This window comes from Paenibacillus sp. BSR1-1, from assembly GCF_030403775.1.
GTDB lineage: Bacteria > Bacillota > Bacilli > Bacillales > Cytobacillaceae > Neobacillus.
The window spans coordinates 313,883-329,988 of the sequence record NZ_JAQMWQ010000004.1; the positions used below are offsets into that span (position 1 = coordinate 313,883).

15 protein-coding genes are annotated in these 16,106 nt (G+C 38.1%); 3 read left to right on the plus strand and 12 right to left on the minus strand.

Translation table 11 applies throughout. The features are described from left to right. Positions 1-63 precede the first annotated feature (63 nt). Positions 64-795, minus strand: a complete 732-nt coding sequence (locus PH210_RS09475; RefSeq protein WP_289984873.1) for a gamma-glutamyl-gamma-aminobutyrate hydrolase family protein — start codon at positions 793-795, stop codon at positions 64-66. Positions 796-1,222: 427 nt separating this feature from the next. Between PH210_RS09475 and PH210_RS09480 the strand changes: the two genes are divergently transcribed. Further along, the gene (locus PH210_RS09480) at positions 1,223-2,002 is read left to right on the plus strand and encodes a Cof-type HAD-IIB family hydrolase (RefSeq protein WP_289984875.1); all 780 of its coding nucleotides are present in this window, start codon (positions 1,223-1,225) and stop codon (positions 2,000-2,002) included. Positions 2,003-2,030: 28 nt separating this feature from the next. Continuing rightward, positions 2,031-2,564, plus strand: a complete 534-nt coding sequence (locus PH210_RS09485; protein WP_289984876.1) for a GNAT family N-acetyltransferase — start codon at positions 2,031-2,033, stop codon at positions 2,562-2,564. Between the two features lie 323 nt (positions 2,565-2,887). On the opposite strand, the gene PH210_RS09490 is transcribed toward PH210_RS09485, so the two are convergent. Together PH210_RS09490 and PH210_RS09495 are read right to left on the minus strand one after the other, a co-directional pair. Beyond that, on the minus strand, positions 2,888-3,538 hold the full coding sequence (locus PH210_RS09490) for a PspA/IM30 family protein (protein ID WP_289984878.1): 651 nt from the start codon (positions 3,536-3,538) through the stop codon (positions 2,888-2,890). 21 nt (positions 3,539-3,559) lie between these two features. Beyond that, on the minus strand, positions 3,560-3,898 hold the full coding sequence (locus PH210_RS09495) for a lmo0954 family membrane protein (protein ID WP_289984880.1): 339 nt from the start codon (positions 3,896-3,898) through the stop codon (positions 3,560-3,562). A gap of 435 nt (positions 3,899-4,333) precedes the next feature. On the opposite strand from PH210_RS09495, the gene PH210_RS09500 reads away from it, so the two are divergent. Next, positions 4,334-4,741, plus strand: a complete 408-nt coding sequence (locus tag PH210_RS09500; RefSeq protein ID WP_289984881.1) for a hypothetical protein — start codon at positions 4,334-4,336, stop codon at positions 4,739-4,741. 200 nt (positions 4,742-4,941) lie between these two features. Here PH210_RS09500 and PH210_RS09505 read toward each other — a convergent pair whose 3' ends face one another. The 9 genes from PH210_RS09505 to PH210_RS09545 form a co-directional block, all read right to left on the minus strand. Next, entirely contained in the window at positions 4,942-6,534 is a 1,593-nt protein-coding gene (locus PH210_RS09505) for a long-chain-fatty-acid--CoA ligase (RefSeq protein ID WP_289984882.1), read from the minus strand. A 178-nt stretch (positions 6,535-6,712) separates the two neighbouring features. Beyond that, positions 6,713-8,191: a glycoside hydrolase family 18 protein gene (locus PH210_RS09510; protein WP_289984883.1), complete on the minus strand. Its 1,479-nt coding sequence runs from the start codon at positions 8,189-8,191 to the stop codon at positions 6,713-6,715. Positions 8,192-8,312: 121 nt separating this feature from the next. Further along, positions 8,313-9,410 carry a threonine aldolase family protein gene (locus PH210_RS09515; protein WP_289984885.1) on the minus strand — a complete coding sequence of 366 codons (1,098 nt, stop codon included), beginning with the start codon at positions 9,408-9,410 and terminating at the stop codon, positions 8,313-8,315. 49 nt (positions 9,411-9,459) lie between these two features. Further along, positions 9,460-10,440 carry an aldo/keto reductase gene (locus tag PH210_RS09520; RefSeq protein WP_289984887.1) on the minus strand — a complete coding sequence of 327 codons (981 nt, stop codon included), beginning with the start codon at positions 10,438-10,440 and terminating at the stop codon, positions 9,460-9,462. Between the two features lie 72 nt (positions 10,441-10,512). Next, entirely contained in the window at positions 10,513-11,643 is a 1,131-nt protein-coding gene (locus tag PH210_RS09525; protein ID WP_289984888.1) for a hypothetical protein, read from the minus strand. 116 nt (positions 11,644-11,759) lie between these two features. Then, positions 11,760-13,034 (minus strand): L-cysteine desulfidase family protein, encoded by a 1,275-nt coding sequence (locus PH210_RS09530; protein ID WP_289984889.1) that lies wholly within the window; start codon positions 13,032-13,034, stop codon positions 11,760-11,762. A gap of 162 nt (positions 13,035-13,196) precedes the next feature. Further along, a complete protein-coding gene (purU, locus tag PH210_RS09535) occupies positions 13,197-14,096 on the minus strand; it encodes a formyltetrahydrofolate deformylase (protein WP_289984891.1) in 900 nt (299 codons plus the stop codon). Between the two features lie 172 nt (positions 14,097-14,268). After that, positions 14,269-15,711 (minus strand): DHA2 family efflux MFS transporter permease subunit, encoded by a 1,443-nt coding sequence (locus PH210_RS09540; RefSeq protein ID WP_289984892.1) that lies wholly within the window; start codon positions 15,709-15,711, stop codon positions 14,269-14,271. A gap of 264 nt (positions 15,712-15,975) precedes the next feature. Then, positions 15,976-16,101 carry a hypothetical protein gene (locus PH210_RS09545; protein ID WP_289984893.1) on the minus strand — a complete coding sequence of 42 codons (126 nt, stop codon included), beginning with the start codon at positions 16,099-16,101 and terminating at the stop codon, positions 15,976-15,978. Positions 16,102-16,106 lie beyond the last annotated feature (5 nt).

A 16,106-nucleotide genomic window follows, 5' to 3' on the forward strand; every position in this document is an offset into this window, starting at 1 on the left:
TATGCCTCTGGCTTTAACACTATTAAAATTATGCTAAATCATAGTGTCCCATAGAACGTTCATTTACAACGCCGGAACCTTCATACAGCTTCTAATAAATTCAACAAATAAATTATTCATCGCTGGGTTTGTACTTGCCATTGATTCCGGATGCCACTGAACACCCATTGTAAATGTTGGTGAATGAATATACTCAACTGCTTCAACGATACCATCTGCTGACCGAGCAGCTACGCTTAAATCACTGGCAACCTTATCAATTGCCTGATGGTGAAGACTGTTGACTCTGACAATCTCAGAATCCAAAACCTCAAATAGCTTACTATCTTTTGAGATGGTCACCCAATGTGTATCACGGCTTCTGTCAATTTTCTGCGTATGCTGGATTGGTTTATTAACTTGACTGGGGATATCCTGAATTAATGTACCGCCAAGGGCCACATTTAATATTTGCACCCCTCTGCAAATCGCCAGGATGGGAATATTATTCTGAATTGCATACTGTACAATGGCCATCTCAGCCAAATCCCGTTCCGGAATGGTTGGTCCTAATTCCGGATGGGGATCTTGACCATAAAATTGGGGATCTACGTCTTCTCCCCCACTTAGAATAATACCGTCGCATAATCCAATTGTTTCTAAAGCTGTTTCAGGATTAAGAAATGGCAGGATAATCGGGATTCCGCCATTGGCTGCAACACTTTTATGATAATCATGATGAACATATACGCCTTCCATGTAATCGTTATGGTTCACATAGGCACCGGAAATGCCTATAATTGGTTTCTTTTTCAACGTAATTCCCCCTAAAATTGTTCCTGGCCTAAACTCTATTAATCTTTTTTTATTTTATCATTATTTAGATCAGTACTTACTTAATAAAAACACTTTTTCAAAAAAATTAATATTGAAAATTACACTTTAATTAAATTTTAAAAAATTATATCTTTATCCCACTTTTGTTAGGAATCGTAGCATTTTGCATGGGCTTAAGTTTTGCAGCTGCCGGTTTAATCTTAGGATCTATGATAAGCTTTATGGTCGCAGGGACCATGTTTATTTAGTTCTTTTATAAAGGATGTTAGATAGGATATCTAACATCCTTTTTTTATGTCAATATGGGGTATTTCTTTCGTAAGCTTTTTAATTTAAACATGTTATAATGTGCTAAAGGTAATTTTGCTTTACAAGGTAAAACACAGCATCCTAGGAGTGTGATTTTTTGAACTATAAAGTTGTCATCTTTGATATAGACGGAACGATCCTGCCACATGGAAAAACTCTTAGCAATGCCACTAAGGATGCGATCCAGCGGTTAAAAGAGAAAAATATGAAAGTGGTCATTGCTACGGGAAGAGCCCCTTATTTTTCTGAATCGATTATGGAGGAGACCGGTGTCGACTCAATGATCTTTTTTAATGGTTCGTATGTTTTTCATGAGGGAAAAGAATTATACAAGAACACGATTGAGAAGCAAGTATTAAATAAAGTGCATATGTTGTCAAATGATAATCAACATGCACTTACATTTTTAGCAGGAAAGAGTTTCAAAGTAACTGATTTAAGTCATCCTTTCGTCAAGGAAGCGTACATGAATGATTCTTGGGTGCCAGAACTTGCTCCGCCACAATTTTGGATGAATCAGGATATTTATCAGTTGTTCCTTCATTGTGACCTTGAAGAAGAGTTATCCTACCAAACCAAAATTCCGGAATTGGATTTCAGAAGATGGAGTTCAGGGGCAAAGACGTGTGATGTGAATTTGACCAATTCCAACAAAGCAGTGGGCATTACTAAACTGTTAGAGAGAATCGGCATTGCACCTGACGAAGCGGTTGCGTTTGGGGATGGTTTAAACGACATTGAAATGCTTTCCCTAGTAGGAATGGGTGTCGCGATGGGGAATGCCCGTGATGAAGTAAAACAAGCTGCCAATATGGTAACCCTCTCCTCCGAGGAAGACGGAGTCCGCTACGGATTGGAACGGCTTGAATTAATTTAACCATTGGTTTATTAAAGGTGTGAAAGATATGAATATAACATATGAAGTGATTCCTGAAGAACAAATCGAATACTGCCGGGATTTATGCAATGAGCTAATGACCTTTCAAAAGTCAAAAGCATACATTAAACCGGAATTGTTTGACTCAATGAATTTTGAAACTCGGATGATTCCTTCGATAAAAAGGGCAATCCACAACTTTATAGTGGTCGTTAAAGACGAAGATAAAATCGTAGGTTATGTCTATTCCAATATCTCTCCAAAAGAAGCATATTCCAATGATTTCGCTACTTTTTTTGACCTTTCGACGGTAAGTAAAAAAAATGTGGGCTGTTTATCGCAATTTTTTATTAAAGAAGAGTACCGGCAATACGGCGTTGGTTCCAAACTTTTTAATATGTCCTTGCAATGGCTGCAGCAATTTGAGGATGTCGAAGATTATTTTATCTATGTCTCAAATGGCAATGATGATGCTTTAGCGTTCTACAAACGAAAAGGCTTTTCTGTCAGTCATGAAATATTGGATGGTTTTATTACCGTTTTACGTAATAAAAGGGCTTAGAGTTTTCCTCTGGGCCCTTTTAAATAGAGAATAACAATAATTAAAATGATAAATGCAATTATGAATAGTGGACCGACTCCTGACCTAAAAACGATGTAAATGGTTGTGTGGCGAATGGCATAACTAACAAGATATATGAGTAAAGAAATAGATAAAAAAATGATCAGAGGCATATTATTATTTCGTTTCAAAACAGCCAGCCCCTTTAAAAATCGTTTACCCCACACTATGCTGAATCATCTTGAATCATTCTTTTCAAGAAATTTTTTTCTCCCAAAAAGAAGCCAAACCGTATTGAGATTCAGCTTCTCTTTTTTCATATATTATTCTTTTGTAAGGTTTAAAGATTTATGACCCATTTCCTTTTCCAACTGTGCAATCCGATCATCTATACTGCTTTGATTAAAGGCTCTTTTAATCTTATGTTCTAATCCGTCAAGATAGTTATCAATGTCCTTGAATTTTGAATAGGAATGGCTTTGAGAAGAATTTGCATCTAAGACCTGATTCATTCCAATATTGGCGCGCGTTACATTTTCCCGGCCCATTAATTCCATTCTGCGAAGATGCATATCCTTTAACTTATGCTTCATTTCTTCGTATTTTCTTTTTAATTCACTCAATTGCTCATTCGCTTCTGTAAGTGAAGAGCTTAGACGCTTGGAACGCTCGACAAATTGCTGATGCTCTGCTGCGGCAAATTGATATAGCTCTGTTTCCCCCGCATTTGACGCGATTTCCGCTTGGTGCTTCCTTTTTTCAGCCAACTCTGCTGCCAAATTATACTCTTTTAAAAATTCATCCTTTAAACGAGCATGTCGTTCAACAAGCTTACCTACCTTTTCTGTTTCCTGCTCACATTGGCGCAGGTATTGATTGAGTTTACTTATTGGATTTTGTGTTTCCTTTTGGTGAAGAGTTTCATTCAAATCAGCAACAATGAGATCTTTTATTTTTGTAAATAAGTTTGACATGTTTATTATTCTCCCTTGAAATTAATATTTTTTTAATTCATTCCATTGTTTATCAAAATTAGCGAATGGATCATCGTTTTTTGGAGGAGCTTTTTTGTTCCAATTTTTATAGACAAGATATAGGACATAAGCTGCACCTGCACCAATCAGGGCTGGTATATTGTGGATAGTTGATGCAAGTACCACTAACCCAAAGATAATTAATGCAATCTTCCATCCGATGGAGTCCACTTTCAAAAACTGTTTGTAAATGAAGTAAAGAATCACGAAACTCACTAGTAATGCCACCATTGGACCAATCGTATTGAGTAAGATGATGGCAGCCGCGCCTCCTGCTAAAAACAAGCCAAATTTTTTCACTTTTTCTTCCTCCTTTGTTTTGCCTCTTTATGTATTCATCTTACCTTTTTTCTAATGGTTCCATAATTGCGCTTGAGCTTGATTTTACTATCGGTCCTAAGACTTAGGTGATGTCGGACTATTTTACATAAAGGCTCTTTTAAACTTAGTTGTTGATTTGCGCTCCAGGAGCTTCGCTTTCCGCGGGCGTGCCGGGAAGCCTCCTCGGCGCTTTGGCGCCTGCGGGGTCTCCCCTGCCCCGTACTCCCGCAGGAGTCTTCGCTCCTTCCGCTCCAATCAACAGTGTTAAAAATCAACAATGCTATTTAACATAGCCTACATAAAAAAGCTCACATTCTACCTTGCTGTTCAAGTGAATGTGAGCTTTCTTTTTTAAAACAAATGGCCAATTTTCCATTCAAAGGTAATATAGATATTTATAAGGGGGCTGATTTGATGAATGTAATTGGGAATTTTAAAATCTTAACGGTTTCTAAAGACATCCAAGGTCCTTATCTTAAAATGAAAGTTACCCTCTCGGACGGTACCTCAACCATTCGAATTGGTTTGGATGAACCTACTTATGAAAATATTAAAGAAATCGTTTCAAAAAATTATTTTGATTCGCTTGCCAAAGGCTACCGATTCGAATTATTGCCTTATTATGCAACGTACCAAGATATTGATAACAGCCAGCCTGTCTTTATGGGGTCAATTAGATGTATTCAGGACCATAGGGCTAAAAATATTCAGTTTACATGTACCGAAAGATTTGCGGGAAATTTAGAATGGTTTAAACATGCCGTTTACAGTACTGAGGATATAAAACATTTGACCTTAGACGGTCATGAGGGACGTTTTTGAAAGGATTCTAAAGCAATGTCCTTCAAAAGCAAAAGGTTTATGAAGGACATTTTTGCTTAAGGAAAATATATTTCTAATCTATTTGTGTTGCTCCTCAATATGTAATAGTTTTGAAAATCATTGTTATCACTCCCTTTCTATATTAATTGGAACATAGAAAGGAAGTGGTGATTTATATCACGGTATTGGAACTTTTGGTCTTAATTCACTCTTTTAGGACCTGTCCAGTACATTTCCCTTAAACGGTATTTTTGTAGTTTTCCAGTAGCTGTTTTAGGTAAAGCCTCCACAAATTCGACCGATTTTGGTGCTTTAAAGTGTGCGATATTCGAGCGGCAAAATTGAATGATTTCTTCCCCTGTTACTTCAGCATTCGGTTGAAGAACTATAATGGCCTTTGGCACCTCACCCCATTTTTCATCAGGAACAGCGATTACTGCACATTCTAATACAGATGGATGTTTATATAGAACACCCTCTACTTCTGTTGATGAAATATTTTCCCCGCCTGAGATAATCAAATCCTTAGACCGGTCACGGATCTCAATAAAGCCATCTGGATGAGTAACTGCTAAATCACCGGTATGGAACCAGCCATCCTTAATAGCTGCAGCTGTCGTAACAGGATCCTTATAATAACCTGCCATAACCACGTTACCGCGAGTAATGATTTCACCTAATTCCTTACCATTCCAAGCCACTTCTTCCCCGTCTGGATGAACAACCTTCGTTTCACCATTAAAAGCAAGTTCAATACCTTGCCGTGCTTTGATGACTGCTTGTTCATCTGCCGACCTTGAATCAAATTCTTTTTTCCATTCACAGTATAGAATGAATGGTGATGTTTCAGTAAGCCCATAAACATGGATCATGTTTAAGCCCAGGATATCTTGTGCTTTGTGAATAAGTGCGGCCGCAGGAGGCGCACCAGCTGTTGCCATGCGAGGATTCGTTTTTATTTTAATTTCTTTGGCCTTTGGATCATTCACCAGCATATTAACGACGGTTGGCGCCCCGCATAAAAGTGATATTTTTTTTGATTCAAATAATTCCAGAATTAGAGGCGGGTCCACTTTTCGTAAACACACATGTGTAGCCCCTGCACCAGTAATCCCCCAAACACCGCCCCAGCCATTTGCGTGGAACATTGGCAGTGTATGCAGGTAGACATCATCGTGATTTACACCTAGATGGTACATAAAATTAGCGGCATTTAAATAATTTCCCCGATGGGTTAGCATGACACCTTTGGGTTTTGAAGTCGTGCCGCTCGTATAATTTAGGGTTAGCAATTGATTTTCTTCTATTTCAACCTCAGGAGGTCCAGCTGATTCAGGTGCATGTTCTAGAAAAGCCTCATAATCAATGCCTGTTAATGAAGTTTCATGACCTGGAACCCGTACAATCACAATTTGTTCGAGTGCAAGATTATTGATGATTTTTTCTATTGGAGCACAAAATTCCTCATCGACGATTAGCATTCGCGCATCACTATGGCGGATAATATATTCCAAGTCACTTGCAGAAAGGCGGTAGTTTAAAGGAACCATGACAGCTCCAAGCTGGCAGATTCCATAAAAGCACTCCAACATATAATGGGTGTTCGGCAGCATAACCGCAACATGGTCACCTTTTCCAATTCCTGCTTGTTCTAATGCTGCGGATAACCGATCAACACGTTGTCCGAATTCCAGATATGTAAATTCCTTTTCTTCATCAATGACAGCGATTTTATTTGGATAATACTTCACCGCTCTCCGTTTCCAGTCTAATGGTGTTAATGGGGCAAACATAAAACCAACTCCTCTATTATATTAATGGGAGTGATGGATAATATTCGTAAATAATTCCCTTTGATGTTTACATCACAATTTTAATCTATTTCAAAAAATAGGAATTTGTCAATCCTTAATTCGAATTTTCTGAATTTACCTTCAACCAAATAAAAAAAGAAAAGCACCAAGGCTTTTCTTATCTTAAATCATTATAAATCTTACTTATTAACACTTTATTTGGATCCTGGCTTAGCTCCCACATCATCGCTCCGCCCAGCCCCATGGACTTAATAAAAGATGTTTTATAACCAATCGATTCGGGATCATCATAGCTTATAAATTGCGAACCATTAAACAGCCAAGGCACCTTAGAATCAGGCTCCCAGTAACGGATAAACCCGTTTTTATTAAGGTAACTTGCTTCAAGTTGACCATAACTTAAAGCAGAACCCCCGCCAGTAAAAGATTGATATAAACCGTTATTCACGTTGTTTACTTGGTTATATACTCTACCGTAAAATGGAATACCCATAACGAGTTTAGCAGCTGGTACTCCACTATTAATATAAGTTTGGACGGCATCCTGGACACTAAACTCCGCAAATTTAGATTCCGGATCGCGATATAATGGAGAATTCATTCCAGTTAAAGTGTCCCAAGAACCATGAAAATCATACGTCATAAGCTGAATGTAATCTAAATACTGTTGAAGTAAGCTTAGTTCCGTATTGGCAACATAGCCTTTGTTAGCGCCGCCAGCTATCGTTAATAAGTATTTTTTTCCATCGATTGCACTTTGAGCATCTAACGTTTCTCTAATTTTTTTAACCAAAAGGGTGAAATTTTGTTTATCTTCAGGGCGATGAATATTACCTGCTTCTCCCCCAGATACTGGATACTCCCAATCCAAATCGATTCCATCAAATCCATATTTTAAAATAAATTGCAAACAGCTATCCGCAAAGATTGTTCTGGATTGATCAGTTAAGGCTACATCTGAAAAACGTTCTGACCATGACCAGCCGCCTACAGAGATTAACGTTTTTAACTGTGGATATTGTTGCTTTAGTTTCGTTAATTGATAGAAATTACCTTTATATGGCTGATCCGCGGTATCACCCGGAAATGTTTTTTCTATATCCACCGAAGGGTCGCCCACTTCTATCTTTCCATCGGCATTAATATTGGCAAATGCATAATTCAAATGTGTAAGTTTACTAGCATCAATATCGGAAACCTGATAATTCGAGTAAGATGCCCAGCCTGCGAAATAGCCTACTCTTTTATAATTTGATTGAACTGGAGTTGTTTGTGGTAAGGTTACAACGTTTAGTGTACTACTAGCCGCTGATATATTTCCACGTGCATCCCTTGCTTTGATATAAAAACTATAGGATGTATTTGGGGTCAGATTGTTAGCCACATATTGCGTGGACGACACATTCCCTATCAAACTATTATTTTGGTAAATGTCATAACCCGTAACTCCAACATTATCGGTTGAACTATTCCATGCCAATGATACGGTTGTTTCCGTTATGGAAGTCGTATGAAGGTTGGTTGGTGAAGTGGGTGCTGTACGATCTGGCTTTGCCGCCAGTGCTGCCTGTCCATTTGGCAGGAAACTTAATAAAACTAAAAAAACAAGAATAATGTACGATAGTTTCTTCTTCAAAAAGTACCTCTCCTTACTAATCTTTTATTCTCATTTTAATATAAAAATTAGTTAGGAATATAGGGACAAAAGACATGTAAATTAAGGAAAATGGTGCCTTGTGGATTAGGCACCATTAGAGTCATTGAATTCTATTTTTCATTTTATTATCCAGTAGGTTAAATGCGTATATTAATTTATCCCGCGGAACCGTCCCATACAGATCGCCAATGCTAATTTCGAAATAACTGGTCTCTTCACTTACATCCCTAACGTAACCTGATAGGCCAATTCCAGATTCCGTGTAAACTTCAGCTAAAATAATCTCCATTTCCTCTTTTGGAGCTTGAAAATGGACATGAAACATATTGGAGACTGGCACATCCGGAATGGTTGAAACACCATTACATTGATTATAAAAACCCGCTAATTCTTTGGCCTCCTCATAGTATTGCTCCATTTTGCCAATCCTCTTATCAAAATAATGGTCTGCACTTAGGAAATATGGATAAAGACTAATTAAATCTCCCCCATGACGCCTCTTCCATACTTTTGATTTCTCGATTAAATCTGTGTCACCTGCTAGAATAGCACCAGCAACACCGCCAATACCTTTGTAAAAAGAAACATAAACACTATCAAATAGACTGCAAATTTCGGCAGCTGACTTTTCATAATATGGGGTAATCTCAAAAAGTCTTGCTCCATCTAAATGCAATTTGATCCCTCTTTCCTTACAAAAAGCGGAAATCGCCTCCAGCGTTCTATAGTCGGGCAGCTGGCCGCCAATCTCCCGCTGTGGCAATTCAAGTAAAAGACAGGCAATTTTCTCCTCGATGCCTGCCACATCCTCGAACTCAATTACTCTAGTTTTATCTGCTAAAAGAATTGATTCAATCTGATGCAGTTCTTTCAAGCCATCTTCCTCATGAATTTCCAAATGGCTTAATGGATGATAGGCTACTTTATTTATCTCTTTTTGATCACACCAAATTCGTAATGCGATTTGCTGGGCCATAGTGCCGCTGGGGAAAAATACCGCCTTTTCTTTACCTAAATATTCGGCCATTTTTTCCTGAAACTCTTCTATTATCGTTCCCTTTCCATATATGTCACTTTCTAATTCTTCATTCAAGTCTTGAAATGCCTCTTTCAGAACTTGAATGTTTCTCGTTCCATGACCTGGTACTTTAAATTGGCTTCGTTTAAACGCCTCTTGTAAAAAATTATTATCATTCATGCTTCCAGTCCCTTTCTCTCTATGTCTATATAACTACTATACTAGAAAATTATTGAAATCCCAGAACTGGATGAGGGATATATGGTTCTTCCATAAATGAAATTTCATCAGAGGTTAAATTAACAGAAAGAGAAGCTACCGCATCGTCCAGATGATGCATTTTCGTCGCACCAATTATTGGTGCTGATACCGGTTCCTTTTGCAGCACCCAGGCAAGAGCGATCTGAGCACGCGGTACTCCACGTTTCTCTGCCACTTTTACAACACGTTCAACCACTTTTCGGTCTGCCTCGACCGTTGCAGAATAGAGCTTTTTGCCGAATTCGTCGGTTTCCGAACGAGCGGTTCCTTCTTCCCAATCCCGAGTCAGTTTTCCTCTAGCCATTGGGCTCCATGGAATAACACCTATTTTTTCTTCTTTACATAGCGGTAGCATCTCTCGTTCTTCTTCCCTGTAGAGGAGATTCAGATGGTTTTGCATGGAGACAAACCGAGTCCACCCATTTCTTTCGGCAATATGTAATGCCTTAAGGAATTGCCACGCATACATAGAGGATGCACCAATATATCTGGCTTTCCCTGCCTTCACGACATCATGCAAGGCCTCCATCGTTTCTTCAATCGGTGTATGGTAATCCCAGCGGTGGATTTGATAAAGATCCACATAATCGGTTCCAAGCCTCTTTAAGCTGTTATCAATTTCAGCCATGATGGCTTTCCTTGAAAGGCCTGCTCCATTAGGACCTTTATGCATTCGCCCGTGCACCTTTGTCGCAATTACAATTTCATTGCGGTTTGCATATTCTTTTAAAATTCGTCCGACAATTTCTTCACTGGTACCATCTGAGTAGACATTGGCTGTGTCAAAGAAGTTAATCCCATATTCAAGAGCCTTCTTTATTATTGGACGGCTTTCGTCCTCGTTTAGAACCCATTGGTGTGCCCCGCGTTCAGGTATGCCAAAACTCATGCAACCTAGGCAAAGTCGTGATACATCCAATCCGGTATTACCAAGTTTCACATACTTCATTTTTAAACCCTCTTTCTGTATAAAATCGATGACTTTGACATAACATTTCCAATTATATTGTACAACTTATTTTTAGATTACTGTCATTTTCTGCATTTCAATGATTTTTTTCAAATATTCATATTCTTTTTGCTCCAGGATATCAATTTCATTGTTTGTAGCAAGTAATATTTGGTCCCTGCACTTGGAGATTCTTTGGATCATCGGGTGTATCGTTAAACTTGAGAGATTCACAAAGTCGTATAGGTCGTTCAAGCTCACCGGCAATTTATAGCCTTTATTGCTGCTGGCTATTAAAAGCCCACTATCCCGAAGCTTAGAAACAATATTTGAACGAAAATTATGAGGATTCATTTTGATGTCTCGAATAGCATTGAGATTTTCTAAGATTTCTTCCGTATACACGTATTCATCTGGATTTTCTTTTAAGTTAAATAAAAGAAACTTAAGAAAATCGATTCGAAGCTTTTCATCCTCTTCTTCACTTTTTCGATGTTTCTCTATATATTTGTAGGCTAAATTTACAGCTTGTTTGATAATTATCTCGTCATGTTTGAAGTTTTGGCGGTCTGATTTGTAGTCATAAAGAAAGTTTTTATAGTCTAGGGGTAATAGGTTGATAGCTGCTATTTTATTTTTAATTATTTTGATATAAGAGTGGTATTTTGCAGTATTCTGGGTTCGTTCATAACCTTTTGCTATTGTCGCAGCGATTAGGTCCGCTAAAAGAAGGATGCTGACTGACTGGTTATTATTGAATCCAAAAGTTGAATAATTAAAGAGGTCGGGAATAGTCTTTGTCCCGATGTAATTTTTAAATTCATTCAAAAATGGTTTTGTTTCTTGCTTATCAGCGGTTAAGTCAAGCTGTTCAAAGGTTCTATTTAAATCATCATATATCATCCGATTTAAATATTTAATAAACGGCGTTTTATGCATAATGCCAAAGTCTTCTCTAATTTTTTGCTTATCAAACACATAGGCATAAACACTGAAAGGTAAATCCTTTATTTCATTTAATATTGGGACTTTGTCTAATTCCATCTTATGAAAGGATTTGACCAACTCCGCTTCCAGCCATTCCTTATTAGTACTTTTTACTAGAATTGCAACAAGAATAAAGTGGGTTGAAACATCGTTTTTATCAAAAGAAAAACTATAATCGCCGCATTCATTCAAAAATGCAAATTGAATATCGTCCACCCTGCCCACCTCACTAAAAAATTTTTATATCTATAATTTCAACAAAATTTAATCTAAACCTCTTAAGAATTCCTTTTTTTAGACAAATAAAAAAGGTTAACCAATTGGTCAACCCTCTATTTCTCCAGCATTAATTTTAAGATGAGTTCATCTGTTTGGCGTGTTCCTTCATTTCCAAGCTTACAGAAGCTTTCAATACTTTTTTCCACATCATCGTGTATAAAGCCGTCCGTCGATTGGATTTCTTGATGATTCAATGCCAACAATGCAGACTGTACGGCGACGTTTGAACAGGTAGAAACTTTCATAGCACAGCCTGCTTTGGCCCCGTCGCAAATCATTCCTGATACGTTTCCGATTGTATTTTGAATTGCCGCTTTTATTTGCTGAAGCCCGCCATCAAGCAGGTAAACAATGGCTCCACTCGCGCCCATTCCGGCAGCTGTTACCCCGCATAATGCAGAGAGGCGGCCGAATTTCGATTTGATATGAATGGTAATAAGGTGGCTCAGTGCAACAGCCCGAATCATTTTATCCTCTGAAACCTTCAGTTTTTCTGCCGCTGCAACAACTGGAAGTGTCACGGCAATTCCCTGATTGCCGCTCCCTGTATTTGCCATTACTGGAAGGGTTGAACCTGCCATTCTGGCATCTGACCCTGCAGCCGCTAGAGACATAGCGGCAGTAGCAATATCATCCGAAAGGATTCCTTTTTTTACATTTTGTTTAATGGTTTTCCCTACTTTTAATCCATAATCACCTGAAAGCCCTTCATTTCCAATATAACGGTTTAATTCGATACTCTTTTTAACCAACGTTAAGTCCTTAAGATCCGCCTCTAACACCCATTCATATATTTCATCAATGGTTAATGCTTCTAATTGCTCTTCATCTGTTTGGATGCCGATATTTTCACATCCTCCAAGGAACACCGTATGACCATCTACTTCGATTAAGGTGATATTGCTATGATTATCAGAAATGACCACTTTTGCTGTCTGTTGATCTGTTTCTACGATGACTTCGATATATAGTCTTTTTGGAGTTTCAGCTTGTCTGGCTAGTACTTTTCCTTCCTCAAGGAGCTTTAATGCTAAGCGCTCATCCTCAATTGTGAGACCTTCTAAAATTTCTAGGTTTTTATCTGGATTGCCCGCTGCCGCTCCAAGGGCTGCTGCAAATTCAAGGCCTTTTGACGACATCCCTGGAATTCCAACAGATTTTGCATTTTTAATAATATTTCCGCTTGCTTTTACGGTAATTGCCTGTATTTCACCGTTTGAATGGCTCTTGGCTGTGGCCGCAGCCAGGGCAATCGCTACTGGCTCTGTACATCCAAGGGCAACAACTAGTTCTTTCTCTAAAACAGCTAATATTTTATGCTTTCCCATATTGTCCCCCTACTAAGCTCACTTTTCTAATATTCTACCATAATAGTCCAAAAGTTTTTTAATCACTTTCTTCCAATAATAATGTACATAGGAATACCGAAATAAAAAATGCCTTAGTCTCATTTGGTATGAAGACAAGGCATTACTTTTACTAGAGCTTTGTTAAAATACAATCGTTTTATTTTGATGAACAATAATTCGGTCTTCTACGTGCCATTTTATGGCACGGGCCAAAACGCTTCGTTCTATGGAGCGGCCAATTTTCTTTAAGGTATCGACATTAGCACGGTGGTCAACACGCGCAATATCCTGTTCGATAATCGGACCCTCGTCCAAATCATTTGTAACATAATGTGATGTTGCACCAATTAATTTTACTCCGCGGCCATATGCTCGTTCATAGGGTCTTGCTCCAATGAAGGCAGGTAAGAAAGAATGGTGAATGTTAATTATTTTATTTGGATTTGCTGCCACAAAATTTGGTGTTAGAATCTGCATATAACGTGCTAGAACGATTAAATCGACATCATATTCCTCTAGCAGCTGAAGCTGCTTTTCTTCGACCTGTTGACGAATATCTTTGTTGGCAGGAATATAGTGGAATGGTATCTTTAGCCCTTCTACCACATCCCTTGCCACTTCATGGTTACTAATAACCAGAGCAATCTCTGTCATTAAATCGCCGCTTTGCCATTCCCATAGAAGCTCTTGTAGACAGTGCAATTCCTTTGATACAAATATCGCAGCTTTCTTCACTTTATAAACCGGTGTTAGCCGCCAGTCCATTGAAAACTTTTCCGCTATTTCGATAAACTGCTGTTCCATACTGGCGGCTTTTTCTTTTAAGCCTGGGCATTCAAACTCAATTCGAATGAAAAATATGCCGCCCTCTGGATTGGTTGAGTACTGACTCGACTCAAGAATATTAGCATTATGTGAAAATAAAAATTGTGAGATGGCGGAAACAATTCCCGGCTGATCTGGACAGCTGACTAATAAACGTCCGCGATTTTGATTCTGGTTTTTAAATTGTTCAATTTGATCTTTAAAAGAAGTGTTCATGATAAAAACCTTTCCGATTAATTATTGAAAATCATTATACCCTAGGTTCTCCTTAATGTTAAGAATTTTCTTAAAAATTTCTTATTTGTTTACATAATGTAATTATGAATACCTTTAGCTAAAATCAACACAAAAAAAACATATGCCTCAAATGAAGCATATGTATTCTAACTTATTCCTGCATTTTGAACCTTACTTTCTGACGTCTTTTTCCTCCCATTTCATTCTCGGATTGTCGCTCCTTTTTTATAAAAAAGGATAGGATCAGCGCAATTAATGTAAGAATTGACACAACCATGAAAGCAATATTGGCTCCATACATATCAGGATAAGTAATGTCTGGCCGATGCTTTGCTTTTTCCGCAGTTGTGGTCATCACGGTTACAAGGATTGCTGTCCCGACAGAAGCGGCAATCATTTTCATCGTATTATCCATTGCCGCCCCATGGGGAATTAAACGTTTGGGCAATTGGTTTAATGCAGCCGTAGCCACCGGCATCATTGTCATCGAAAGACCCAACATTCTAATACTATATAGTATCGTAATGTAGTCCATAGAAGTGGTTGGACCTAGATTAGTAAACGCAAATGAAGCAGCTGTCATAATGGTTAGCCCGATTATGACCAGCCATCTTGCCCCGATTTTATCAAAGACTCGCCCAATAATAGGAGCCATCAGTCCACTGACAAGGGCACCAGGCAACAGGGTCAGACCTGCATCGAAGGCAGAAAAATCCCTCATATTCTGCATAAATAAAGGAATAATGGTCTCTGCACCAATTAACCCCATAAAGCCAATCATTCCTATGATAATTGCAAATGGGAAAATAGAATACTTAAAAACACCAAATTCTAGCATCGGGTGCTTCAATCGGACCTGTCTTGCGATAAACAAAATTAATGCAACTCCGCCAATTCCTAATGAAATTAATGTAATAGTGTTCAACCAGCCATAATTTCCTGCACTGGTAAACCCATATAGGAGTCCACCGAACCCAAATGAAGATAAAATAATCGAATGCACATCGACCTTCGGTTTAGAAATCTCGGTTACATTTTTTAAAGCCAAAAATGCGACTACAATATCTACAAGAGCAATTGGCAAAATAATAAAAAACAAAATCCGCCATGAGAAATGGGAGGTTACCCACCCTGATAATGCCGGGCCAATGGCTGGGGCAAATGAAATAACCAGTCCGACCAATCCCATAGCTGATCCTCGTTTATTTACAGGAAAAATCATTAAAAATACCGTTTGCATCAAGGGAAGCATGACTCCTGCCCCCATCGACTGGATAACCCTTCCAAGTAAAAGAAATTCAAAATTGGGAGCAACACCGCTTACTAGTGTCCCAAAAGCAAAAATGCTCATCGCAGAAATAAACAGCTGCCTGGTTGTAAACCTTTCTAATAAAAAGGCACTAATGGGAATCATAATCCCATTTACCAACATAAAAACAGTTGTCAACCATTGTGCACTATTTGCGGTTACGTTCATTTCTTTCATAATCGGAGGAATTGCTGTAATCATTAATGTCTGATTTAATATCGCAATGAAAGTTCCTGCAAGTAAAAGCGCCACAATTGTGGAATGCTTATTTTCCGATATCGACATACATCCATCCCCCTAGTTTTAAAATTATACTTTTATAGATTAACGGATTTTCCCTTTTTGTTCCAATTTATTGCTTTCTTTTAAACGAATAACTTTAATAAAAAACAGACTGATCAGCAAAAGAAACCCAAAGAAAACCAATAATGAAATAGGGTAATACTGAATTTGCCTTTGACAAACACTCTTAACAATAAAAAATATTTTAGAATAACATCAAAAACCCCAGTCGCTTACAGAACTGGGGCTGTTTATTTTATATATCAACTACTTACCCATAATAAAATTGATACCAATAATGACAATGGACATGACAAAAAATACAGAATTCACGGCTAATCCAATGGGTTCATATACTTCATACTGAATTTGGTCTGGTTCTTGATCGTCCATTATTG